Origin of the sequence: Psychrobacter sp. Ps2 (assembly GCF_022129405.1) — a bacterium.
GTDB lineage: Bacteria > Pseudomonadota > Gammaproteobacteria > Pseudomonadales > Moraxellaceae > Psychrobacter.
Map to the genome: position 1 here is coordinate 14,512 of NZ_JADQAM010000024.1, position 24,523 is coordinate 39,034.

The 24,523-nt window shown below is 44.1% G+C and carries 19 protein-coding genes and 1 pseudogene; 11 read left to right on the top strand and 9 right to left on the bottom strand.

Annotated elements, in window-relative coordinates; all coding sequences use genetic code 11:
* Positions 1-251: 251 nt before the first annotated feature.
* From recG to I3254_RS00990, 6 genes and pseudogenes are all read left to right on the top strand, one after another.
* Positions 252-2,615, top strand: a complete 2,364-nt coding sequence (gene recG / locus I3254_RS00965) for an ATP-dependent DNA helicase RecG (RefSeq protein WP_238050518.1) — start codon at positions 252-254, stop codon at positions 2,613-2,615.
* 510 nt (positions 2,616-3,125) lie between these two features.
* Positions 3,126-4,418 carry an efflux RND transporter periplasmic adaptor subunit gene (locus I3254_RS00970; RefSeq protein ID WP_238050520.1) on the top strand — a complete coding sequence of 431 codons (1,293 nt, stop codon included), beginning with the start codon at positions 3,126-3,128 and terminating at the stop codon, positions 4,416-4,418.
* Entirely contained in the window at positions 4,415-7,504 is a 3,090-nt protein-coding gene (locus I3254_RS00975) for an efflux RND transporter permease subunit (RefSeq protein WP_238050522.1), read from the top strand. The genes I3254_RS00970 and I3254_RS00975 overlap by 4 nt, the downstream gene beginning before the upstream one ends.
* 97 nt (positions 7,505-7,601) lie before the next feature.
* The gene (locus I3254_RS00980; RefSeq protein ID WP_238050524.1) at positions 7,602-8,312 is read left to right on the top strand and encodes an AraC family transcriptional regulator; all 711 of its coding nucleotides are present in this window, start codon (positions 7,602-7,604) and stop codon (positions 8,310-8,312) included.
* A gap of 89 nt (positions 8,313-8,401) precedes the next feature.
* On the top strand, positions 8,402-9,337 hold the full coding sequence (locus tag I3254_RS00985) for an EamA family transporter (protein ID WP_238050525.1): 936 nt from the start codon (positions 8,402-8,404) through the stop codon (positions 9,335-9,337).
* Positions 9,338-9,617: 280 nt separating this feature from the next.
* Positions 9,618-10,619: pseudogene (locus I3254_RS00990) on the top strand (NAD(P)-dependent alcohol dehydrogenase).
* A gap of 304 nt (positions 10,620-10,923) precedes the next feature.
* Here the strand turns inward: I3254_RS00990 and glmS are convergent.
* From glmS to hisF, 7 genes are all read right to left on the bottom strand, one after another.
* Positions 10,924-12,768 carry a glutamine--fructose-6-phosphate transaminase (isomerizing) gene (gene glmS, locus I3254_RS00995; protein ID WP_238050527.1) on the bottom strand — a complete coding sequence of 615 codons (1,845 nt, stop codon included), beginning with the start codon at positions 12,766-12,768 and terminating at the stop codon, positions 10,924-10,926.
* Between the two features lie 181 nt (positions 12,769-12,949).
* Entirely contained in the window at positions 12,950-14,326 is a 1,377-nt protein-coding gene (gene glmU, locus I3254_RS01000; RefSeq protein WP_238050529.1) for a bifunctional UDP-N-acetylglucosamine diphosphorylase/glucosamine-1-phosphate N-acetyltransferase GlmU, read from the bottom strand.
* 206 nt (positions 14,327-14,532) lie between these two features.
* The gene (locus tag I3254_RS01005; RefSeq protein WP_179799591.1) at positions 14,533-15,114 is read right to left on the bottom strand and encodes a phosphatidylglycerophosphatase A; all 582 of its coding nucleotides are present in this window, start codon (positions 15,112-15,114) and stop codon (positions 14,533-14,535) included.
* Between the two features lie 3 nt (positions 15,115-15,117).
* The gene (thiL, locus tag I3254_RS01010; protein WP_238050531.1) at positions 15,118-16,149 is read right to left on the bottom strand and encodes a thiamine-phosphate kinase; all 1,032 of its coding nucleotides are present in this window, start codon (positions 16,147-16,149) and stop codon (positions 15,118-15,120) included.
* A 14-nt stretch (positions 16,150-16,163) separates the two neighbouring features.
* On the bottom strand, positions 16,164-17,006 hold the full coding sequence (gene nusB, locus I3254_RS01015; RefSeq protein ID WP_238050533.1) for a transcription antitermination factor NusB: 843 nt from the start codon (positions 17,004-17,006) through the stop codon (positions 16,164-16,166).
* 216 nt (positions 17,007-17,222) lie between these two features.
* Positions 17,223-17,744 (bottom strand): 6,7-dimethyl-8-ribityllumazine synthase, encoded by a 522-nt coding sequence (gene ribE, locus I3254_RS01020; RefSeq protein WP_075106501.1) that lies wholly within the window; start codon positions 17,742-17,744, stop codon positions 17,223-17,225.
* A gap of 185 nt (positions 17,745-17,929) precedes the next feature.
* Entirely contained in the window at positions 17,930-18,712 is a 783-nt protein-coding gene (hisF, locus tag I3254_RS01025) for an imidazole glycerol phosphate synthase subunit HisF (protein WP_238050545.1), read from the bottom strand.
* A 185-nt stretch (positions 18,713-18,897) separates the two neighbouring features.
* On the opposite strand from hisF, the gene I3254_RS01030 reads away from it, so the two are divergent.
* The 5 genes from I3254_RS01030 (at position 18,898) to I3254_RS01050 (ending at position 23,141) form a co-directional block, all read left to right on the top strand.
* A complete protein-coding gene (locus tag I3254_RS01030) occupies positions 18,898-20,061 on the top strand; it encodes a homoserine kinase (RefSeq protein ID WP_238050547.1) in 1,164 nt (387 codons plus the stop codon).
* Positions 20,062-20,145: 84 nt separating this feature from the next.
* Positions 20,146-20,490 carry a hypothetical protein gene (locus tag I3254_RS01035; protein ID WP_238050549.1) on the top strand — a complete coding sequence of 115 codons (345 nt, stop codon included), beginning with the start codon at positions 20,146-20,148 and terminating at the stop codon, positions 20,488-20,490.
* The gene (locus tag I3254_RS01040; protein ID WP_057762068.1) at positions 20,491-21,411 is read left to right on the top strand and encodes a class II glutamine amidotransferase; all 921 of its coding nucleotides are present in this window, start codon (positions 20,491-20,493) and stop codon (positions 21,409-21,411) included. It abuts the gene before it with no gap.
* 96 nt (positions 21,412-21,507) lie between these two features.
* Entirely contained in the window at positions 21,508-22,677 is a 1,170-nt protein-coding gene (locus I3254_RS01045; protein ID WP_238050551.1) for an AAA family ATPase, read from the top strand.
* Entirely contained in the window at positions 22,674-23,141 is a 468-nt protein-coding gene (locus I3254_RS01050; RefSeq protein ID WP_238050553.1) for a PIN domain-containing protein, read from the top strand. Before I3254_RS01045 ends, I3254_RS01050 begins: the two co-directional genes overlap by 4 nt.
* 3 nt (positions 23,142-23,144) lie before the next feature.
* Here I3254_RS01050 and I3254_RS01055 read toward each other — a convergent pair whose 3' ends face one another.
* Positions 23,145-23,720, bottom strand: a complete 576-nt coding sequence (locus tag I3254_RS01055; RefSeq protein ID WP_238050554.1) for a YchJ family protein — start codon at positions 23,718-23,720, stop codon at positions 23,145-23,147.
* Positions 23,721-23,779: 59 nt separating this feature from the next.
* The gene (locus I3254_RS01060; RefSeq protein WP_179799584.1) at positions 23,780-24,496 is read right to left on the bottom strand and encodes a metal-dependent hydrolase; all 717 of its coding nucleotides are present in this window, start codon (positions 24,494-24,496) and stop codon (positions 23,780-23,782) included.
* Positions 24,497-24,523 lie beyond the last annotated feature (27 nt).

The window sequence follows — 24,523 nt, forward strand, 5'->3', positions numbered from 1 at the left end:
TCAAAAAATAAGACATCAGTTATTGATATGATGAGAAGAAGCGGTTTATCTATAGTAGATGGACTGTATAGATGCTATTTTACTAAATAGCCGAGCATAAGCAATTGTATTGTCAGCTATAATGAAATGAGTCGAATTTTTTATACGTACTATCGTTATCGCTATTCTATGCTACAAGTCATCATGTGCAACCTACTAAAAATGCTCGATTTAGCATACGAAAATTAAAAATAATATTGTTAGGATCTTTAATGCCAATATCGGAGAGTCATGCCTTAGCCAGCTTATCAGATCACTTTAGATCTGACATGCCGCTGTCAGCACTAGATATGCCAGTGTCTGCGCTAGCAGGTGTAGGGGTAAAAGTCGCAGAGCAATTGGCGCAATTGAATATCAAGCGGATATTCGATTTGCTATTACATTTGCCCCGTGATTATGAGGATCGTAGTCGACTGGTGTCAATCGCCGATGTAGAGAATGGACAATCAGCGCTAATTACTGGTCATATCGTCCATGTCGATACCAAGCGCAGTGGGATGACTGTGACGGTGGATGATGATACGGGTACGATATCGTTGCGGTTTTTTAAGGTCTATCGTGGTCTGGTACAGACCATGAATTTGGGGACACGCTTACAGCTATTTGGTGAAGTCAAAGTCAGCCGTTACGGTAAGCAGATACATCATCCTGAATATCAAATTATCACTGATAATACAGTCATGACTGATACGGGATTGCAGCCTATTTATCCTACTGTCAAAGGCTTACATCAAAACAAGCTGCGCACTTTAATTAAGCTGGCATTGCAAACGGTTCGGAGCCAAGGTTTGCCGATGACATTGTTTACGGCTGAAGATTTTGCAGTTGTATCCGATTTGCCATTAGTGCCTTTTGAGCCATCCAAATCAGCGGTGTCAGAGGCCGAATATACCGAAGATATTTTCTCGACGTTAGCACGCAGTGTGCCTGACAATGTGACTAGCAATGCGATTGGCAATAGCGTATACAAACCCAATCCTTCTACCTATCAGGCAGATAATGACATACATAACGTCGCTGCCAGTATTGCTCAGCACAATGTCTATAATTTAACGATATTTGAAGCATTGGTACTGCTGCATACACCGCCTATTTATACCAGCGCGTCTCAGCAATACAAACTATTCACCCAACTCAGTGCTCGTACGCATGCTGCTTGCCAGCGCTTGATTATTGAAGAATTGACTGCGCATCAACTCAGTCTGCTATATCGTCGCCAGCAGCTACATCAGCATAAAGCACCCAAATGCACTACCAATAGTCCTCTTGCTGATAAGCTGTTTTCTGCATTGCCTTTTGATTTAACGGGTGCGCAAAAAAGAGTGATGAAAGACATTACTGCGGATATGGCGACCTCAATTCCGATGCTACGACTGGTACAGGGAGATGTGGGTGCTGGTAAGACGTTGGTGGCAGCAGGGGCGGCAGGTTATGCGCTCGATAGTGGCTGGCAGGTCGCGGTAATGGCACCGACTGAGATTTTAGCAGAGCAGCATCTACTGAATTTCAAGCAATGGTTTGAGCCATTAGGTATTGGTGTCGGTTGGCTCGCAGGTAAGCAAACGGCCAAACAGCGCCGCGAAGCTTTGGAAGCGGTCGCAGAAAATACCGTGCAAGTGGTGGTCGGTACTCATGCATTGTTTCAGGAGCAAGTTCAGTTCGCTAAGTTAGGTTTAGTAATCATTGATGAGCAACATCGTTTTGGTGTTGAGCAGCGTATGGCATTGACCAATAAAGGCGTGGCTAACAGTACCCCACACCAGCTAATCATGACCGCAACACCGATTCCAAGAACCTTAGCGATGAGCGTTTATGGCGATATGGATACCTCAATTATTGATGAGTTGCCACCGGGGCGCACGCCAATTACGACGGTAACTATCGATCGCAATCGACGCGACGAGGTTATAGAACGTATTGCGATCAATTGCGAAGCGGGCAGGCAAGCGTATTGGGTATGCTCACTGGTAGAAGCGTCTAGTGTCTTGGATGCGCAGGCAGCCGAAGCCACTTATGAGGACTTAAATGAACGTCTAGATATTCGTATTGGACTGGTGCATGGCAAAATGAAGTCTGCTGATAAGCAAGCCATTATGCAGGAGTTCAAAGCAGGTAATTTGGACTTGCTGATTGCGACGACTGTCATCGAGGTAGGGGTCGATGTGCCCAATGCGTCATTGATGGTTATCGAAAATGCGGAGCGTTTAGGGCTATCACAATTGCATCAGCTGCGCGGGCGAGTCGGACGTGGCTCGACCAAAAGCTTCTGTGTACTGTTATATCAAAAGCCACTATCGGAGACAGGTACTGAGCGACTAAACGTCCTACGCGATAGTACCGATGGCTTCGTCATTGCTCAAAAAGACTTAGAGCTACGTGGGCCAGGAGAGCTGTTAGGCAAACGTCAAACGGGTAACGTTGGCTACTATCTGGCTGATCTGATCCGTGATGAGCAATTATTTGCCATTGCTCAGCGGTTAGCGAAGCATTTGATAGCAGACCCTGCGCGAAAAGCAGATGTCAGTCAATTGATTCATCGCTGGATGCCCGAGGCAAGTCGATATACCAATGCCTAGTGTTTAGTAATCAGTGCTTAGTATCGGTATCGGCAAGTAGGTTCAGTATGTCATCGAACCTAGCTCTGGATATAATCAAACAGTATGGCCGCAACGTTGACATTCTTTATAGACAACACTCCATCCATAGTCAGCCGTTGAATACATCAGATATTCAGCGACTAACTACATGCGCTTTTATTTCTTTAAATTGGTCGATATGCCTTGAACATTGCACAGATATTCGATCTAAGTTTCAATTAAGTTTATGAACGCTAGACGCTATATATAAAAATAAGATGAAGACTAAATATATGCTATTCTCGATAATTTGATGAACTATTATAATAATAAACAGTGCTTTAGAGAACATCGTAATACTCTCTGTAAGTAACGCTCATAGCTATATATCAGGCTGTCCAAACATTGCTTCGATTGCGTGCCACTTTTTATTATTGCTGTGAATGATTGACATTTTTAGTCATTCCATATCGAGTATTTCAATATTGACTGTACCTACAGAGAGTTATCATGAGCGATTTTGAAGAAACCCATTCTAAGCCGGCAGCTGAAGCTGAGTTGCCGCCATATCGTCAACCTGACACTGTATCTCAAAGGCCATCTGCAAAACCACCATCATGGTTATGGCCCGTATTAGCAGCCGTACTAGTGATAGGGGTGCTGCTTGGCAAGTATTGGGGCAATGATAGTAATGCAGCTGCAGATGAGTCAGCAAATTCTAATTCTGTCGCAAACGATCAGGCAACTGGTAGCGATGCCAGTATTGAGCAATCAGTACTCTCAGTAGAAACAGTCAGTCCAAGCCAAGATGATATCGGTAGCACGCTCAGTGCCGATGGAAACATCAATGCTAAGGATACTGCGAATGTCAGTGCAAAAGTCAATGGTGTGGCTATCGAGCGTATTTTTGTCGAAGAAGGCGACCGCGTCAGAGCGGGTCAAATCTTAGCCGTGTTCGATACCGATGCTATGGAGCAGCAAGTGCTACAGGCGCAAGCAGATGTCGCAGAAGCGGAAGCTACCCTTGCCAATGCCAGCGCTGATGCTGCACGTGTGTTGCCATTGATCGATATCGATGCCATCAGCAAACAAGAAGCCGACCGCTACCGTACCTCGGAAGTACGTGCCAGAGCTTCTTTGCAAGCGTCCAAAGCTCGTTTGAGCAATCAGCGTTTAACATTAGAGAACGCAAAAGTCGTCGCTCCTGTCAGCGGTATTATCAGTGAAAAAATGGTAGAAGTTGGGCAGGTGGCAGGCGGGGATCCATTATTTACGATTATCAAAGGCGGCATTTTGGAATGGCGAGCAGATATAGATCCTAAGCTTATCGGGGATATAAACGTCGGTACGCCTGTACAAGTCAGTCTGCCGGGTGGTGATACAGTGATGGGGCAAGTAAACCGCATCGCACCAACCGCAGACAACAACCGCCAAATTACGATTTATGCCAGCCTAGCTGCCAACTCAAAGATACGTGCAGGCATGTATCAAACAGGCGAATTCCTATTAGGAAGTACTAGTACGCAAACGATTCCTAATAGCGCCGTGGTCAGTAATGATGGTTATGATTATGTGATGCTCGTTACCGAACCGACTACTCGAGACGATCGGTCGATGGGACGTATCAAGCAGCAGCGAGTGACATTGGGTGAGCGATTGGGCGAGAGCGTAGCAGTGCTAGAGCCTTTACCAAGTGACAGTCGTATCGTAAAACAGGGCGGCAGCTTCTTAAATGACGGTGACCTAGTACGTGTTGTTGATGGTGTGTCTCAAACCAGTAAGCCAGTGCAGGCACAGCCATGAGCTTAAACGTCTCCGCTTATTCGATAAAGAACCCGCTCGTTGCTATCTTGCTGTTTGTGCTGCTGACGCTGGGCGGCATTTACGGTTTCATGAAAATGAAAGTCCAGCAGTTTCCGGACATAGATTTGCCAGCGGTGGTGGTCACGGTCACGCTACCGGGTGCTGCGCCTTCACAGCTCGAAAACGATATCGCCAAAAAGATTGAAAATAAACTGACCAGTATCGAGGGCGTGAGTCATATTCGCACCACGCTACAGACGGGTGCGGCGACCATTGCCACTGAATTTACCTTAGAAAAAGACATTCAAGAAGCGGTAGACGATGTGCGGTCAGCAGTCGGCGAAGTACGGGGTGATCTACCAGCTGCGGCTAATGATCCTATTATTACCAAAGTATCTACTGCTGGATTTCCAGTAGTTACGTACTCTGTCGCTGCTGAAAATATGAGCGTGGAGGATTTATCGTGGTTTGTCGATGATACCGTTACCAAGCGGCTATCAGACATACCAGGCGTTAGTACCGTGAGCCGTGTTGGCGGGTTGCAACGTGAAATCACGGTTGCTGCCGACCCAATTGCGTTAAGTGGTTTGAAATTTTCTATTTCGCAATTATCGCAGCAAATCGCTGGTATCCAGCAAGACAGCTCTGGCGGGGAGGCGGAAGTTGGCAATACGACTCAGACCATCCGTGTTCTCGGTGCCGTTGAGCGAGCAAATGAGCTAAACGATTTGCAAGTGGCTGTCCCTACAGGAGGCACACAAGCTTTAGGTCGTATGGCAAAAATCACTGACGGCGCAGCAGATCCAAGCTCGATTGCTAAGCTAGATGGTAAAACAGTGGTAGCATTTAACATCACTCGCTCGCGTGGGGCCAGTGAAGTCGATGTAATGGAGCTGGTCGATGAGGAGCTCGCCAAGCTGACCGCTGATGTCGGTAATATCAGTATTGAAAAAGTCTATGACCGAGCGACACCCATTGCAGAAGATTATGAAGCCTCATTAAGAATGCTCATCGAGGGTGGTCTGTTGGCTGTAGTGGTAGTCTTCCTGTTTTTGCGCAATATTCGAGCGACTATCGTCGCTGCAGTCGCTTTGCCGTTATCAGTCATTCCAACCTTTTTGGGTATGTATCTGTTTGGCTTTAGTCTTAATATCATCTCATTACTGGCATTGTCGTTGGTCATTGGGGTGTTGGTCGATGATGCAATCGTTGAAGTCGAAAACATCATACGCCATCTACGCATGGGTAAAACACCTTATGAAGCGGCGATGGAAGCCGCTGATGAAATCGGCCTCGCCGTTGTCGCTACTACGTTTACTTTGATTGCGGTGTTTTTACCAACGGCTTTTATGGGCGGTATCGTTGGACAGTTTTTCCGTCAGTTTGGTTGGACAGCTGCCTTATCAATTTTTGCCTCGCTGATGGTGGCGCGCCTGATTACCCCTATGATGGCAGCTTATATCTTACGACCTGAGAAAAAGCACGTCGAAAAACAAAGCGCGACGATGAAATACTATCTTAAGATTGTGTCTTGGACTCTACATCATCGCTGGATAACCATGGGTGCAACACTTGTTTTATTTGTGGCATCGCTAGCTCTGGTTAAGCTGTTACCCACGTCATTTATCCCTGATAATGATATCGATCAAACCCGAGTGGCTATTGAGCTGACACCTGACGTGTCGTTGGCAGATACTGAGCGCGTGGCAGCGCTAGCGAGTGCTCGCATTTTGGCCATGCCTGAGGTGACCAATATCTTTACCTCAGTGGGAGAGGCGCAGGCGTCGATGGGTGCGTCAGATGGTGGCGGCGGTAAGGCTGAAAACATTGCCGGTTTGGATATTGTGCTTGCTCCTCGTGCAGAACGAGGCACCAAGCAAGAGATAGAGCGCAAAATTAGCAAACTGATGACAGAAGTGCCAGGAGCACGGTTTACAGTCGGGCTATCGAGTGGTGGTGAAAGTGGCTATAACTTTTCATTAACCAGTACCAATCCGCAACTGCTTGAACAAACTGCACAAAAAATCATGTCTGAGATTCGGGGGCTACCAAGTGCAGGCGCTGTGACCAGTGATCGCAGTCTACCACGCCAAGAGCTAACGGTAACGCCAGATAGATTGGCAATGGCTGACAAAGGGGTGACCACGCAAGATATCGCTACGACTCTACGTGTGGCGACCGTAGGCGACTACGAGCAGCAATTGTCCAAGCTCAATCTTGATACGCGTCAAGTACCAATCGTTGTACGTCTGCCGGATGTGGCTAAGCAAAATGTTAGCCAACTAGAGGGCTTGTACGTGCCGAGCACTATGCCTGCCGGTCAAGGCGTGCGCGTCGGTGAGGTTGCTACGCTAGACTTTGGCACTGGACCTGCGCAGATTAGTAGACTGGATCGAGAGCGTGCTATTAGTATTACGGTACAACCTGCGAGTGGTGAACTTGGCGATTTGGTACAAGCGGTCAAAGCAGTGCCGACCATGCAACAATTGCCGCCTTCGATTACCATCATTGATCAAGGTCAAGCCGAAAACATGGCAGACCTCTTTAGTGGCTTTATCATTGCGATGTCCGTCGGTGTGGTTTGTATTTTAGGCGTGCTGATTTTACTTTTTGGTCGTTTGTTGCAGCCTTTTACCATTCTGATGGCGTTACCTCTGTCGATTGGTGGGGCGTTTGTCGGCTTGGTTATTACCAATAGCAGCTTATCGATGCCTTCGATGATTGGCTTTATTATGCTCATGGGTATTGCGACCAAAAACTCAATCCTGTTGGTCGATTACGCGTTGATTGCTCAGCGTCGAGGGCTGGCGCGTTTTGAGGCTATCGTAGATGCATGTCGCAAGCGTGCACGGCCTATTATCATGACGACCATCGCGATGGGTGCAGGTATGTTGCCCCTAGTATTTGGTTGGGGTGATGCAGATCCTACCTTTAGGCGACCGATGGCAGCAGCGGTACTGGGTGGTCTGGTGACCTCTACGCTATTGAGCTTGGTTGTTATTCCTGTCGTCTATACCTTAATGGATGACCTATCAGGATGGTTTGCTAAATGGCTAGCTCCACATGGTAAGCCTAGTGACCCCTAATAGTTACTTCTCATAGTCACTTCTCATAGAGAGCCAAATAGCTAACCAACTAATGAGCCAAGACACGACACAATAATAGCAATCTGGAAAACGATGTATGACTAACACGCTCTCAATTAGGTCATATACTCGTCAAACTAGAGGGCATTCTCATGACTTTCATCAGATTGTTTTGCCTTTGCGAGGGGCAATCAATATCGAAGTTGGGAGCTATACTGGAAAAGTTATCCCAAGCGAATGTGTTGTCGTCAAGGCAAATGAAAAGCACTACTTTAGTGCTGAGGAGAATGCAAAGTTTATCGTTGTGGATACAGATCTATTGCCAGATAATGTGCTTCATTCATCACAAATTGTCTTTTCTATCAGTGCGCCATTGTTGGCATTTTTGGAGTTTTCAGAAAGTCAGTTAAGGTATCAAATCAACCCTGAAGTCGAGAAGTTGATGTTTGATACCTTTTATAAGCTTCTAGAACAACAAAATATATTTGTGCAATATGACGCTCGAATTAGAGAAGTCGTCGCATATATTCACCACAATTTTGCTAAAAACCTTTCTGTCGAAGTGTTGGCGAATATCTCTTGTCTCAGTGCCACACAGTTTAAAAAGAACTTCAAATCGCAAACAAACCAAACCGTCACTGAGTACATCACAAAGATCAGAATGCAAAAGGCACAAGCTTTGTTACTACATACTGATTCACCTATCGCTATCATAGCCGAACTGGTTGGTTATACGGATGTTAGTGCTTTTAGCCGCCGATTTTCTAAATATTTCGGTATTGCTCCTTCCAAATTAAAACACGTCTAACCAGACATGCAAACCGTCTAATCTGCACAAATAGTAGTCTATAACCCTCTATAATAATGTTATTCATTATAACGTTAGAGGTAGCTACTATGCTGCAGAATAAATCTAGTCTAAGTGCTATTTTATGTGTGATAGCTGCCAGTGTCCTTTGGGGAACGACAGGTACAGCCTCTGCTTTTATACCTGACGTTAGTCCATTAGCCGTTGGTGCATTTTCCATGGGGGTGGGTGGTGTATTGCTAGTATTGAATGCTAAGAATGATTTATTAAGCGATAGACAGAAACTACTTTCCAAACCTAGTCTCTTATTCATCGGTAGCCTATGCGTTGCTATCTATCCTTTAGCTTTTTATTCCTCTATGAGATTGGCAGGTGTCGCTATTGGTACAGTGATCTCAATTGCCAGCGCGCCATTTTTCACTGTCGTCATGGAGCGTCTGATTAGCAATAAAAGAGTCACTAGTCGATGGGTGGTAAGTTTTATATTTGGTGTGGTTGGCGTCATTTTGCTAACCTTGGGAAAAACCCAATATTTAGATATAAACGCACAAGCAAATAATCGAATACTAGGCGTGTTGTTAGGGTTAGTTGCAGGACTGACCTATGCCACATACTCATGGACAGCACGTCAAATGATAGAGAACGGGGTAAACTCGAAATCAGCGATGGCCAGTATGTTTGGTCTGTCGGCAATCTTATTGTTGCCATCATTATTATTAACAGGGGAAAACCTGTTTTTGGATGCAAAACATATAAGCGTTGCCCTATATCTGGCAATTGCGCCGATGTTCTTTGGTTATTTACTGTTTGGTCAAGCGTTAAGAGTGATTGAGGCGAGCAAAGCCACGCTTATCACGTTATTAGAACCTATTGTGGCCACTATATTGGCTATCATTATAATCGGTGAAACATTCTCTCCTATCGGCTGGCTAGGCATGTCACTCATGATAGTCTGTCTTTTATTGCAGGTAATGAAGACGCCAAAACTGACAGGTTATCGAGGAAGGCGTGCACTATATAAGTAATCAAACAATTAGCAAAACAATGTTGCTGATAACAAGCAGTGTTTTTGATGAGTGATTGCCTACTAAGTATGACTCTTTGTATGACGTTAGTCTAAAACTGGTAAGTTGAATGGATTAGTTGGGTCAGTCTTTGCTATAGTCTGTCCAATCAAATTTATTGAAGAAATTGTTTACCTCTTATAGCACTATTTTAATTTTACTAATAGATTGATAGCTGCTAGAGCGATAAACCAATCACTATAAATTAATCTCTAAAAAAACTAGAAAATAAGGAACAACTATGATTAACGCATACGCAGCAAAAGAGAAAGGTGGCAAGTTTGAGCCTTATGAATACGATCCAGGTGCTCTAGGCGATCACGAAGTAGAAATCGAAGTACATAGCTGCGGTATCTGCCATAGTGACTTATGAATGTGGCAAAACGAATGGGGTATGACTCAATATCCGTTTGTCGGTGGGCATGAGGTTGCAGGTAAAGTCCTTAATAAGGGCAAGCATGTACAGCATTTAGAGTTGGGTGATAAAGTCGGACTTGGCTGGCATAAAGGGTACTGCAATGTCTGCGATCTATGCATCGATGGAGACCACAACCTATGCCCTGAGCAAGAAGGTACGATCATTGGTAACCACGGCGGCTTTGCAGATAAAGTACGCGCAAAAGATACTAGCGTCATCAAGATACCTGAAGGGCTTGATTTTAACGCGGTAGGACCACTGTTATGTGGTGGTGTCACAGTGTTTAACCCGCTCATGCAGTACGATATCAAACCAACTTCTAGAGTGGCTGTAATTGGTATTGGTGGTTTGGGTCATTTGGCATTGCAGTTTGCCAATGCGTGGGGCTGTGAAGTGACAGCATTTACCAGTGAATCAAAAATGGAAGAAGCAAAAGAGATGGGCGCTCACCATTCACTCAACTCAAGAGACGATAGCGAAATTGAAAAAGCCGCAGGTTCTTTTGATTTAATTATCTCAACAGTGAACGTCGATATGAACTGGGATGTCGTGATCAAAACGCTAAGACCAAAAGGTAAGTTGCATTTTGTTGGGTTATTAGAAGCGCCACTAGAGATATCGGCTGCACCAATGATTATGGCTCAAAACAGTCTATCAGGATCGCCAGTTGGCTCACCATCGACGTTGCGTAAAATGCTAGATTTTGCTGCGCGCCATGATATTCAGCCAGTCACTGAAACATACAAAATGTCTGAGATTAATGAAGCGTTTGAGCGACTAGAGAGTGGTAATGCTCGCTATAGAGTGGTACTAGAAAGAGATTAAATATCGTTACAGGCGACTCAATGTAGCCACTAAATAAGCACAATAATAGTGATACTCTAATTAATAGATAGAGTGTCACTATTTTTTTGTATTAAAATTCTACTTTCTATCAGTTTTTAATACATGCGAATTATTTGGAACTGGGTCTAAGTGTTTTTATTTGATTCTTTACTGATGTAGTTCTTACTGCTTTTTTCTAAACTGCTAGTAGGTCGTTTTAAAATTATAAAAAACCCCTGCTACTGAGTTTACAATAGCAGGGGTAAATACTTGTCTTTTTCAGATTAGCGTAGAGTAACTTTCCTTATTCTACCGTGACTGATTTTGCCAAATTGCGCGGTTGATCGACGTCTGTGCCACGCATTACTGCTACATGGTATGACAACAGCTGCACAGGCACGCTGTAGACGATAGGGGCAAGCGTCTCGCAAACATCGGGTACATACACTAAGTGCAATCTATCTTCCGCGACCATTTGACTGGCTTCACTAGCGAATACAAATAGCTCACCATGACGCGCATGCACTTCTTGCATGTTGGCTTTTAATTTATCAAACATACTGTCTTTAGGCGCTAGTACGACGATGGGCATGTCTTTATCGACCAATGCTAACGGACCGTGCTTGAGTTCACCTGCTGCATAACCTTCTGCATGAATGTAAGAAATTTCTTTTAGCTTTAACGCGCCTTCTAGCGCAATCGGGAACTGTAGCCCTCGACCTAAAAATAGACAGCTTTTCTTATCCTCAAAGCTTTCACTCATGGTCTTGATAGGAGCATCAAGGTTTAAGCTGGCGTAGAGTTGTCCTGGCAATTGATGTAACTCACTTAATAACGTATTTAAGTGTTCGTCAGTCATGCGTTGCTGCGTGACACCAACTTTTAATATCAACAATATCAATGCTACAAGCTGAGTGGTAAATGCTTTGGTAGAGGCGACGCCAATCTCAGGTCCTGCCAACGTCGGTAAAAAAATATCTGTTTCGCGTACTAGCGATGACGTCGGTACATTACATAGTGCCAAGCTGACTAAGCCTGCTGGCATTTGCTTCTGGATATCACGTAACGCTGATAAGGTGTCAGCCGTTTCACCAGATTGAGAAATACAGATGACCAAAGTATTATCGACGACGACAGGATTGCGATAGCGGAATTCGCTGGCAACCTCGACCGAGCAAGGTATACGGATAAGGCTCTCAAACCAGTATTTTGCGACCATACCGGCATGATAACTGGTACCACAAGCAATCACTTGCACATGACGAATACCTGACAACAGTGTCTCATGACGCTGTAAAAAATCGTCGCGTAGTTTAGTCGTTTCGCCATTATCCAAAGCCATCTCTATCGTACGAGCGACGGCATCTGGCTGCTCGTAAATCTCTTTGAGCATATAATGTTTGAACTCGCCTTTATCGGCATTGTGCTGGGTTGCATCAATCTCATGTATTTGACGTTGGACTTCAACACCATCTGCATAAACTTGAATACTATTGCGAGTTAATTTGGCGATATCGCCTTCTTCTAAATACATAAAGCGGTTAGTCACCGGCAGCAACGCTAACTGATCTGACGCGATAAAATTCTCACCGATACCGACACCAATAACCAAAGGTGAGCCTAGACGTACAGTAATGAGCTCATCAGGGCAATCTACGTGGACAATACCCAATGCAAAAGCACCGTGCAATAACGGAATAATGGTGCGGACCGCTTCTAACAAGTCAGGTGTCTTTTTGTAGATATCATGGATCAGATGCGCCACAACTTCAGTATCTGTCTGTGAAGTAAACACGTAGCCTTTGGCTATTAGCTCTTCTTTTAGTTCAGCGTAGTTTTCGACGATGCCGTTATGAACGACCGCAATCTTGCCTGATATGTGTGGGTGCGCATTACGCTGTGCCGGCTCACCATGAGTTGCCCAGCGTGTATGAGCAATACCGATATGACCATCAAAAAACTCTGGATTGATAGCAACGGCATTAACCAGTGCCTGTACTTTACCCACTTGGCGCTCACGGTGTAGTTCACCATCACGAATAACCGTCAGACCAGCTGAGTCATAGCCGCGATATTCTAAACGCTTTAGGCCTTCAAGTAAGATATTAGCGATATTTCGCTCAGCAACGGCGCCTACAATTCCACACATGGCTATTCCTTAGATTCAAATTTTAGTAGTTCAATATATAATGTTGCAAGATCAAAAATTTGGTTGGTCATTAATGATGAGTCATCAACAGATAAGTATGATGAAGCAGTACCACAAAAATTGCCGCACTGCTTAGATTTATTCAAAAATGACTGTGGTCGATTAAATTACCAATGAGCAATTATTTTTTAGTTGGTCTTTGAAAGTCATTTTTTTGTACTTGACGCGCACGACCAAATGCCAACGCACTACTATTAACGTCTTTGGTAATCACAGAACCAGCGGCAACGGTAGCTGTATCGCCAATCGTCACTGGTGCGACTAAGCTAGCATTGGAGCCGATAAAGGCGTTGTCTTCAATGATGGTTTGCGATTTATTGGCACCGTCATAATTACAGGTAATGACACCAGCACCAATATTAACGCCTGTACCGACAGTTGCATCACCGACATAGCTTAAGTGATTTACTTTACTGCCTTGACCAATAGTCGATTTTTTAATTTCGACAAAATTACCAACTTTGCTGTTATCAGATAGTACGGTATCAGGACGCAAGTGCGCAAAAGGCCCGATATCAACACCAGCACCGATATCAGCGCGATCGATCACGCAATATGGTTTGATATAGCAAGCATTACCAATCTTGGCATTTTTAATAACACAGCCTGCTTCGATATAGACGTTGTCACCTAAGGTACAGTCACCTTCAAATACCACATTAACGTCAATAAACACATCTTGACCAGCGGTTAACGTACCACGGATATCGACACGAGTAGGGTCGGCAAACTGTACGCCAGCTTCTTGTAAGTCAGCAACTAGCTTACGTTGCCAAGTGCGTTCTAGACTAGCAAGCTGTTGACGATTATTAACCCCTTCAATTTCAAACGTATGCTCAGGCTCAATTGCCGCGATAGTAATACCATCGGCAACAGCCATTTTGACGATATCCGTCAGATAATATTCTTGCTGTGCATTGTCGTTAGAAAGCTCAGGCAAATATTTGTGCAGTAATGCATTATCGACGCAGTAGATACCGCTGTTAATTTCTTTAATACTTTGCTCTTCAGCATCGGCATCTTTTTGTTCAACGATGGCTTCAATATTACCTGCTTGGTCGCGTTTAATACGACCCAATCCAAATGGATTATCGACAGTCAACGTCAGCATCGACATACCATTAGTATTGGCAGTTTTTAATGCCGTTAGCGTCTCACAGCTGACCAATGGCACATCACCGTAAAGAATGAGACTTTGTCCTGACTTGGGTAAATCAGACAGTGTCACCTTGACCGCATGGCCAGTTCCCAATTGCTCAGTTTGAGCAACCCAAGTAATCGATGCTTGTGTATATTGATTGGTAATTTCTGACTTTACTTGATCACCACCAAAGCCATGAACAATAATGGTTTCATCAACAGTTAGCTGATGACAAGTGTCTAGCACGTGGCCTAATAAAGACTTCCCAGCCAAGGTCTGCAATACCTTTGGCTTTGCCGATTGCATACGTGTGCCTTTACCAGCAGCTAAAATAATTACAGAAAGAAGAGATGTCATAATAGGCTCACAAATGTAACAAAATATAATATTGAATTATAGCGCAAATGTTCATTTATAAAAACGCTGTGATGTGCAGGCTTTGTAATGCAACCTGCTGACAATAAATCAATCATCTATGCAGAAGAGTAGCGTTCAAATTGATAACGTTGCTGGGATTAGCGGTTGTAGAGTAGTTAGCTCAGTATCGTGGTAGTTAGGGTAGCTTATAACAGCACGCCAAACATAACCGCTACCCATACTACTGCTGCCATGATACCGGCGATGATGTCATCAAGCATAATGCCTAACCCACCAGCAACCCTTTTATCAGCCCATCCAATCGGTGGCGGCTTAACGATATCAAAAAATCGAAATAAGATAAAAGCGAAAACAATGGCGAAAATAGAAAGCTCTTGAGACACATTTTGCCAAAAGTTATCGTCAGCAATCCCCATATAAGACAAGGGTAGTAGGGTAATCCAAATACCAGCCCACTCATCCCAAACGATATGCGGATCGTCGTGACCTTGCATTAGCTCAGCAGTGCGTCCGCAAATCCAAACGCCCAAAATACAAGATAGAATTGTCAAAATGAGAAAAGGTACAAAGCCCAAACTCAATAATGGTATGGCAATGATTAACCCACCAACAGTACCCCAAGTGCCAGGTGCACGGCGCGGCAGACCACTACCTAAACCTAGCCCAAGCCAATAAACCACACGGTCAAGCATACTGGCACCGACCGGTAGCGGTGGGCAGTCATTTGCTTTACGGATGTCAGGCTTAGATAAGTCGTGATCAGTCATGGATTAGCCTGTAAAGTGTTGGTAACCAGTAAGATTGGGCCATATTGAAAACGGTGCGGGCTGAGTTGGCGTCACTGGCTGATTTTGATAAAACAGTTCAAGACGTGAGTTATCAGAAGACTTGGTATCTGTCGTTATAGGATCTGATAGTGCAGTTACCTCACCGATACAAGTAACAGACGTGTTGCCTATAGGCGGTTTGATATGAGCAGGCAAAGTAAATGCCAATTCATAATCATCGCCGCCCGCTAGCTGCCCTAACAAGCGATCAGACAAATCGACAGTAGATAATGACTCGCTACTCGGTAGCTTGTCTAAATGGATGCGCATACTGACTGAGCTTTGCTGACAGATATGTCCAAGATCTTGATAAAGACCGTCAGAGATATCGATCATCGCAGTTGCACCAGTTTTCGCTAATGCTGCACCCAAAGCGATGCGCGGTGTCGGCATGTGCAAGCGATGCGCCAGTTCTATGCCTTGTGCGCTGTCAGGATGCTGTAGCGCATAAGCGGCATCACCAAGGGTGCCTGAGACATAGATTTTATCGCCAACTTGTGCCCCTGAGCGATAAACAGCTGGTGTATCTGCGACAAGCAATCCTTGCGCACTGACACTTAGCACTAGGCGCTCGCTACGGGTAGTATCACCGCCAATCAGCGTCACGCCAAACAGCTGGCAGGCATGAAACAATCCTTTGGCAAATGTCGTGAGCCATTCATGATTCGCTAGACGCTCAGGCAATGCCAACGCTAGCAAAATACTATGCGGCGTCGCGCCCATCGCTGCAATGTCTGAAACATTAACCGCGACCGCTTTATAACCAATTTCAAACGCAAGCTTATCTACTTGTGTAAAGTCAGCATGAAAGTGACGACCTTGAACCAGTGTATCAATACAGCTAACCAAGCGTGATCCTGCTGGCAATGCCATCACAGCCGCGTCGTCACCGATACCTTTTTCGATACCAGTTAATGGCGCATGCGTGGCCTGCATCTGTGAGAATATACGCTCAATCAGCTCAAACTCGTTCATGGCTAGTCTTAGTCTTAATCTTTAGTATCGTTAGCGTTTTTCTTGCTCGCCTTAAAGTCACTGATATTTGCACTGGCTTTACTGGCACTACTGCGTTTAACGTTGGCTTTGTTAGCACTGATACGCGGCTTATTTGATGCAGTCGGCTCATCGACGATCGTGCTTTCTGTTTCAGCAGCAGTTTCGATGCTATCTACTGGTTCTGCTTCAGACTGTTTAGCCGCCGCTTTTTGTGACGTACGTAGATTGGCATTAGTATCTGCTTGCACTTCGACTGCGCGCAGCTCACCAGCCATTTTATCCAGTACTGCATTGATCAATTTATGAGCGTCAGTCGCCCCAAAATGATTGTTTAGCTTCATCGCTTCGTCAAGCACGACCTTGTAAGGAATCTCTACACGGTTCTGTAGCTCATACGCGCCAATCAACAAGATAGCGTGCTCAACCGTATCTAGCTTATCAACCTCACGATCGAGATGCTGACTGATAAGCGCATCGAGAGCTTCAATCTGCTCTGGAATGTCGCGCATCATTTCATGATAATAACCGATATGGACGGTATGCATGGCATTGGTTGCACGCGTGCGAGCAGCAATATCGTGCGGAGCATTGGCTTTCCAGCCAAGCTTACCATCTACATCAAAGCGGCGATCAGTGACGAGCCATTCGTATAGGCCCTGCATCGCAAAGCGACGTGCCTTACGAATAGCCGTATGACTGGTCTTGTAAGAAGACTCACTCATATCGAATGTTTGATCACCCGCACTACTGCTCGCTATACGGGTAGCTTCAGCTTGTCCATCATTGGCTTGTGCGGTTTTCGCAGCGCTAATAGCGCGCTTGAGTTGGTCAGTCATAGGGGGTCTGTACCTAAATTTTTGAGATGATACCCAGTCAAAACATAAATTAACAAAGTAGCTTTTTAGCTTTGTTTATTCAAAATTTCAAAGGGTATAGAAATACGGCGAAAATTCAAAAAATAGCCAATTGTTTCGATAGCTGGCTAGTGCTATAAGGTGCTGTTATTACTAGATAGCAGCACCAGTTAAACTAATAAATTTGAGCTTTAAAGCTTATGCTTCATCGATGCTGTCATCAATATCTAGCTGTGACAAAACAGCGATCATTTCTAGTACGACCATCGCAGCTTCAGAGCCTTTGTTACCAGCTTTAGTACCAGAGCGCTCAATGGCTTGCTCGATGCTATCAGTAGTGATGATACCGTTAGCAACAGGGATATTATAATCCATTGCCACAGCGCTCAAACCTTTGGCCGACTCGCTAGCTACAATATCAAAATGCGGCGTGCTGCCACGGATGATTGCACCCAGTGCCACAATCGCGTCAAAACGATCTGATTCAGCAGCACGTTGGGCCACAAGTGGTAGCTCAAATGCGCCAGGCACACGAATAACAGTAATGTTGCTACCCAGTACGCCATGACGGAGTAGGGCATCGATTGCACCATCAACCAATGACTCAACGACGAAACCGTTAAAACGACCAACAACGATACCAATGCGAGCATCAGCGTTTTGATGTAGGTTACCATCGATATGAGTCACGTCGTTGCGCTGCTGTTGTAAATTCGACATAAAAAATCCTTTGCTTAATAAGCGTTCAATTGAAATATAGGCGTCAATAAGTAGCTAAATAGTCTGATGCGTTCAATCGACTCGGTCGCCTATTATTTTGGCGCTGCCCTAGTTAATTGAACGAAAATAAATGGTTAGCGCTATGATAGCATTTTTTTGGGTTTTATTTGTATATTACGAGCGTGCTAAAGACGCATCTGTATTCCTTGCGCTGCCATATACTCTTTGGCCTCCAATACCGTGTACTCACCGAAGTGAAAAATACTGGCGGCAAGTACGGCATCGACGCCGCCTTCTAGTACACCTTCTGCTAAATGTTGCAGGTTACCGACGCCGCCTGAGGCAATGACTGGTACATTCACTTGGCTAGTGATTTGTTGCATGAGGGCTAAGTCATAGCCTTTTTTGGTGCCGTCACCGTCCATCGAGGTGATTAATAACTCACCTGCACCCAGCTCAGCCATTTTTTTGGCCCAAGCAACCGCATCAATGCCCGTTGGCTTACGACCGCCGTGAGTGAAAATCTCCCAACGTGGGACGACAATGCCATTCACATTGATATCAGCGACACGCTTGGCATCGATGGCAACGACGATACATTGATTGCCGAATTTCTGCGAGGCTTCGCCAACGAACTCAGGGGTAAACACGGCGGCTGAGTTAATCGCCACTTTATCTGCACCAGCATTAAGCAAGTTGCGGATATCAGCGATTTTACGCACGCCGCCGCCAACAGTCAGCGGAACGAATACCGTTTCTGCCATGCGCTCAACAGTATGATAAGTGGTATCGCGCTCATCATTAGTCGCAGTAATATCCAAAAAAGTAATCTCATCAGCGCCTTGTTCGTTGTAGCGGCGGGCGACTTCGACAGGATCGCCTGCGTCTTTGATATCGACAAACTGTACGCCTTTGACCACGCGGCCATTGTCAACGTCCAAGCAAGGAATGATACGCTTTGCTAACATAGGGTCTTTCACCTTATAATCAATTCATAGGCGCTAGTCTAGCAAAATCACTGCTATTTCAGGCAGGTTTTCGCAAGATTATTACGCTTTTTACCATCGTTTGATCATGCGCGGTACAATTGCTGTCATTACCGCATAAACTTATCCTATTCAACTTCTTATCCAATTGCTATAAGTGAGATGTCATGTCTGTCTATACCCAGTTAACCGATGACCAGTTTGCCGCCTTTTGCCAAAGCTTTGGCGTGTCGTTTGCCCGCGCGATTCCGATCACTCAAGGTATTAAAAACTCAAACTGGTTTATTCAAACGACTGACGATGTAGATGGCACATACTCTTACGTGTTCACATTGTTTGAAGAGCGTCCGCCCGCTGATATCGAGAAAATGGCCGTTATTCTTAATCAATTAAATGGCAAGCTACCAGTCGCTGCGCCACTAGCCGTTATTGAATCAAATAGTTCACAAATGGATGGTGATGATAAGCGCTATGTTATCCATTATGAAGACAAGGCAATTACTTTAGTGCCGTGTTTAGCAGGCTCACATCCTGATCAAACCACGCAAGCAATGTGTCATGACATTGGCGCGGCATTAGCCATGCTGCATGAAACGCTACAAGCACTGCAGCCAAGTGAGCAGTACGGTGTGCCTTTGTACCCATGGGCAGATGTGCGCGACCGTGAAATGCAGTTTATGCCAAGTGACGAAGCTAAGCTGATGAGCGATATCTGGCGCTCTTATTCAGAATTACCACTGGCAACTTTGCCAAAAGGTCTGTGCCATTTAGATATGTTTGCCGACAATACCTTATGGAATCTACAAAAAGGCGAAGCGCGTTTGACGGGCCTTTTGGACTTTACTGAAGTCAGTGTCGAGCACTATGTGATGGATATTGCCATTACCATAAATGATTTTTGTACCACGTGGGGCGTTGCAGAACAAGGCGAATCCGTTAACTTTGATCGCAGTAAAATGGCGGCGTTCTTACAAGGTTATGAATCGATCCGCCCGCTAAACAGTGATGAAAAGCGTGCACTACCTGTTATGCTAGCAAAAGCCGCGGTGATTTTCTGGTTATTACGCCTAAATGTGATTCACTACAATCGTACCGAAGGTCGTACGGGTGATAACATCATGGTCAAAAACCCTGATTTGATGAAACGTTTGGCCGCTTATCATTGGGCGCATGTTGAAAAGTCGCAAAATACCGTATTTGTACTATTAAGCAAACCAGACAATCAAATAGTTGGTGTATTTAGCAGTATCTCGCAAGCTGAGCAAGCGCAGGAAACATTAAATAGTAGTGAGTTTGCAATCAAAGAATATATGCTAGATCAATTATCGTAAGCATTGCTTATTCATTTATTCTAGTACCAATGCTAGTACCAATGCTAGTACTAATTTTAGCACCGAAACCTTAGAGGCGACCCCATGACCGATCAAGTTGATAACTGGCACAAACTGGCGCGCTATGATACCAATATGCAGGGTGAGCTGCATGCCAATCTGCTACGTAATAACGGCATAACCGTGTCCTTGCAGCCGCTCAGCGCTATTCCTGGTATGAACTCTGGTATCGTTCTCTGGGTAGAAGACACCGACTTGGCAGAAGCTCAGCGCATATTGGATACCATCCCAACTGATGGTGCCGCTTTGCTTGATGAGATGAGTGATGCTGACTTTGATGCGCTATCTGCCAATCAAAGCAATAGTACTCAAGGCAATGCTACTCAAGGCAACTCAATAATAGACGACAATAACGGCGGTACTTTATAAATGTGTCAACTCTTAGGAATGAACTGTAATACCCCAACGGATATTGGCTTTAGCTTTGCAGGATTTCGCAAGCGCGGCGGTATGACGGACAGTCATGAAGATGGTTTTGGTATTGCCTTTTTTGAGCGCAGCGAATGCAGCAATAATGACAAAACCAACGATGAGACGGCAAATGACTCAACGGGTCTGCGTCTGTTTCATGATAATCGTCCAAGCCATCTGTCGCCAGTCGCCGATTTGGTTAACAACTATCCAATCAAAGCCATGAATGTCATTGCGCATATTCGCAAGGCGACGCAAGGGCAGAACTGCTTGGCAAATACCCATCCGTTTGTCCGTGAAGTATGGGGCGAGCAGTGGGTATTTGCGCACAATGGGCAGATGAATAGCGAATTTATCAAACGCTGCCAACGATTGCAAGATAACGGCAACGCCTCACACTGTCAGCCAGTCGGTTCAACTGATTCTGAAATGGCATTCTGTTATTTGGTTAATCGTCTAAAAAGTAGCTTTAAGTCGCGTCCTGATGACAAAACGCTGTTTAATTTTTTGACCACACAGTGTCGTTATCTATCTGCCAATGGGTTATTTAATTGCTTGATATCCAATGGCAGGTGGCAACTGGCTTATGCAGGTAGCTTACTGTTTTATCTCACGCGCAAAGCACCATTTGGTGAAGCGAAACTCGCTGATGATGATATGGCGATTAACTTTGGTGATGTGACCACAGACACGGATAAAGTCACGATTTTGGTCACTGTGCCATTGACTGAAAATGAGAAATGGCAGCAATTGGCTGTCAATGAATGCTTAATCTTTCAAGATGGTGATGTCATTTATAAAGACAGTCCAAGCCAGCGCAAGTTCTTAACGGTTGATGAAGGCATTGCAATCGCACGAGCAGTTGGGGCGAGTGTTTAAGAACTAAATTGTTAGTTTTAGAATTGACTTGTACTCTTAGATAGTTTGTTTCATTATCAGAGTCATTATTAATCACGTTATAAATCAGGTGCAGCCATGTTAGGCAATGACATTCAAATAAAACAGCTAATAGGTGTCGGTGATGTACATCTTAGTTTTCTACCTGACCAAAGAGTGTATTGTCTGATTGGTGAAAATGGTATTGGTAAAACCAAGTGTTTAGAAGCTTTGTTTATTTCATACCTAGTACACAATAATGACTTCTTATCTGGTGATTACGCCGTTTTTCCTGAAAGACATTTCCCATTTACAAGCTACATATCTAATTTATCTAGCAAAGCTCTTAAACCACCTACTGGTAACTACTACGACTTTGAAAAAGTTTTTCTGGGGACAAATTATCATAACCTCCCTATAAATTTTGTAGGAGCACAAAGTAGAGGTTATATAAGAGATGGTTCTGAGTATAATAGTTCGATTTCTCGCGATAGTTTTGATGGTATTGGCGTAAAAGAAGAAAGGAAATCTAGCTACTTAGATAGGTTAATAACAGGAGTCGAAAGTACGGGTCTAAAAGATTTAAATATGGATACAGATATTGAAAAATGGATTATTCAACGTGCCCGATCTGCGAATCCATATCAGTCTGTAGAAGACAATAGAGAAATAGAGATTAAAACTTTATTTGACTTACTTAGTAAAATTGACAAACGCATTGATGCAAGCTTTCTTGAAATCTCAGGCAACAATCGCGTATTCATTAAAGTTGCAGATAAGAAAACCGAACTATCCGAGCTTTCTAGTGGTTTTGCCTCAATACTAAAAATCATGCAGTCCATTATCGCAGGTTACAGTTATTTCACTAATGAAAACAATATCGCTCATGTCAAAGGTGTGGTATTTATCGACGAAATCGAAAGCCATCTACATACTAAGTGGCAAGCGACTATTATTCCTACTTTAAAGCGTCTGTTTCCCAACACGATATTTTATATTACCACTCACTCCGCTATTGTTTTGAGCCAACTACAACACGGCGAAGCCTATGAGTTGTACCGTGATAAAGAAGACGGCGTGGTCAAAACAGAGCTGATAGAACATCCAAATAATGCTGCATTTGTAGACCTGCTAAAAGATGCTTTTGATATTGATATCAACAAGCTTAAGCTGGCTCGTGACAATGCTCCACAGCAAACAGAGGCGAAACAAGCATTACTAAGCTTATTAGATGAAAAAATTAAGCAGTTAGAGGTAGGGCAATCATGAAAGAGAAAGAGAAACTGTTAGACACAAACTATCTGATTGGTCTGCTCGAAGGCAAAAGTGATGGAGATGATACTGAGCTTTTACAGAATTTGAAAGATTTGCGCAATGAAATAAAATCAGAAAATGTAGAGGTAGTCATAACTCCACTTATCCGTTATGAGTTCTTACGCTATTTTCTTTGGAAAACTCAAGAAAGTGATATCAAAAAATATATTGATGTCATGAATGGACTAACTACTTTAGACATTAGCCAAGATGTAGCAGATTTGGCTGCAGATTTATATCGATTAGATAAATTCGAAGCTAGCAAAAAAAATATAAACAAGAATATTGATAAACGTCAGTTTGATATATTTCATTTTGCTACAGCTAAGATAAATGGTATAGAACTATTATCCAATGACAAGCACTTACCACAACTTGAAGATTTATATAAACTCTATGAATTAGACAAAATACTCTAGAAACTAACCTAAATACTCCCCACAACACCGTTTAAATTTCTCCCCAGAACCACAAATACACGGTTGCTTTTGTGTCACAGTCATCGCAATCGTCGGATCTAAGAAGTACCAGCGCGCATCATGATTAGCTTTGTTTGTAACCTTTACAAAAGCAGACAGTTCATGGTGTGCCTGTACTTTTTCTTCTAAACTAGCGGTATTATCTTTTGCATTAAAATAAGCCTTAAATTCAACCTGTGCATGACGTTTACCAAGTTTTGGCGTGTGCTCTACAATCTCTAATCCTGCCCAATCTGTCTCTTTTGCCCAACTCTCAATCGCTGCAACATCAAGTAATGCTTGCTGCGCAGGCACTGTGGTCTTGACGATATACTCTGGTTTTACGAGCACAAAGGCGCTATAGCGCGTGCGCATAAGCCGTTCGGCTGTCTCCGCTCTTATACCATCTGCTTTATCAACCTCATCATTATAAAAAGCATCATGATATGGCTTGCAGCAGTCTTGATAGGATAGCGGAGCGTCTGTCGTCTCTGTTGTTGGATTGATTTGGCAAGGGCAAGTATCTGGGTAAGGTTGCATGTTTTACTCTAATTTTTGTTTGGACTCATTCGTTTAGGCTTAATGGTCTTATGATAATTTTATTGCAGCATGCTTTTTATTAATTCTGGCAATATACCGACTTTGAGCTGCGCCCATGCTGAAGGATCACTTAGTCGTGACCAAAACATCTCAAAAGGTGGGGCGGCATACACCAGTAGCCCCAGAATAGTATATAAAAGCAGATACCACCATTTGTCTTTTGGCTGATAAAATTTCATTGCCGTGCCCGATGAACGTTTCATTTTCATATTGGACAGATTGACGCTATACAGCTCGTCCAATGATAAGTGCACCATCGCGCCCCCAAATAAAAACAGACCATAAAACCAGCTAGTCGTCAGTGGTAGGTGCAAGCCATAATAACTTAGGCACGTCAGACCCAATCCCAGTATCGCCATATACGGCACAGAGTGGATGACGCCGCGATGCACCGTCATAGTAGTAAAAATATGAAAAACGACATAACGCATGAAACCGTAGCCTGCTAGCCACAATACTATCAATGCCAGTAAGCTCAAGTCACTACGCCAATGCATGACCAGACCAAAAGCAAATATGAACGAGGTGATATTAAAACCGAGCTTAATCGGTGTTGAATTATCAGAATCCAAGTCTGGCAGCAATCCACCGATAGTACCAAGCGCTACGCACACCAAAAACCCTGAATCATCAATCAATCCAGCTTTATAAACCGTCAAACTCAGTGTGCCGCTGACCATAAAGGCGACATTTAAGTGGGTATTAAAATTTGCCATAAAACTCATTCATCCATAGCGCTCAAA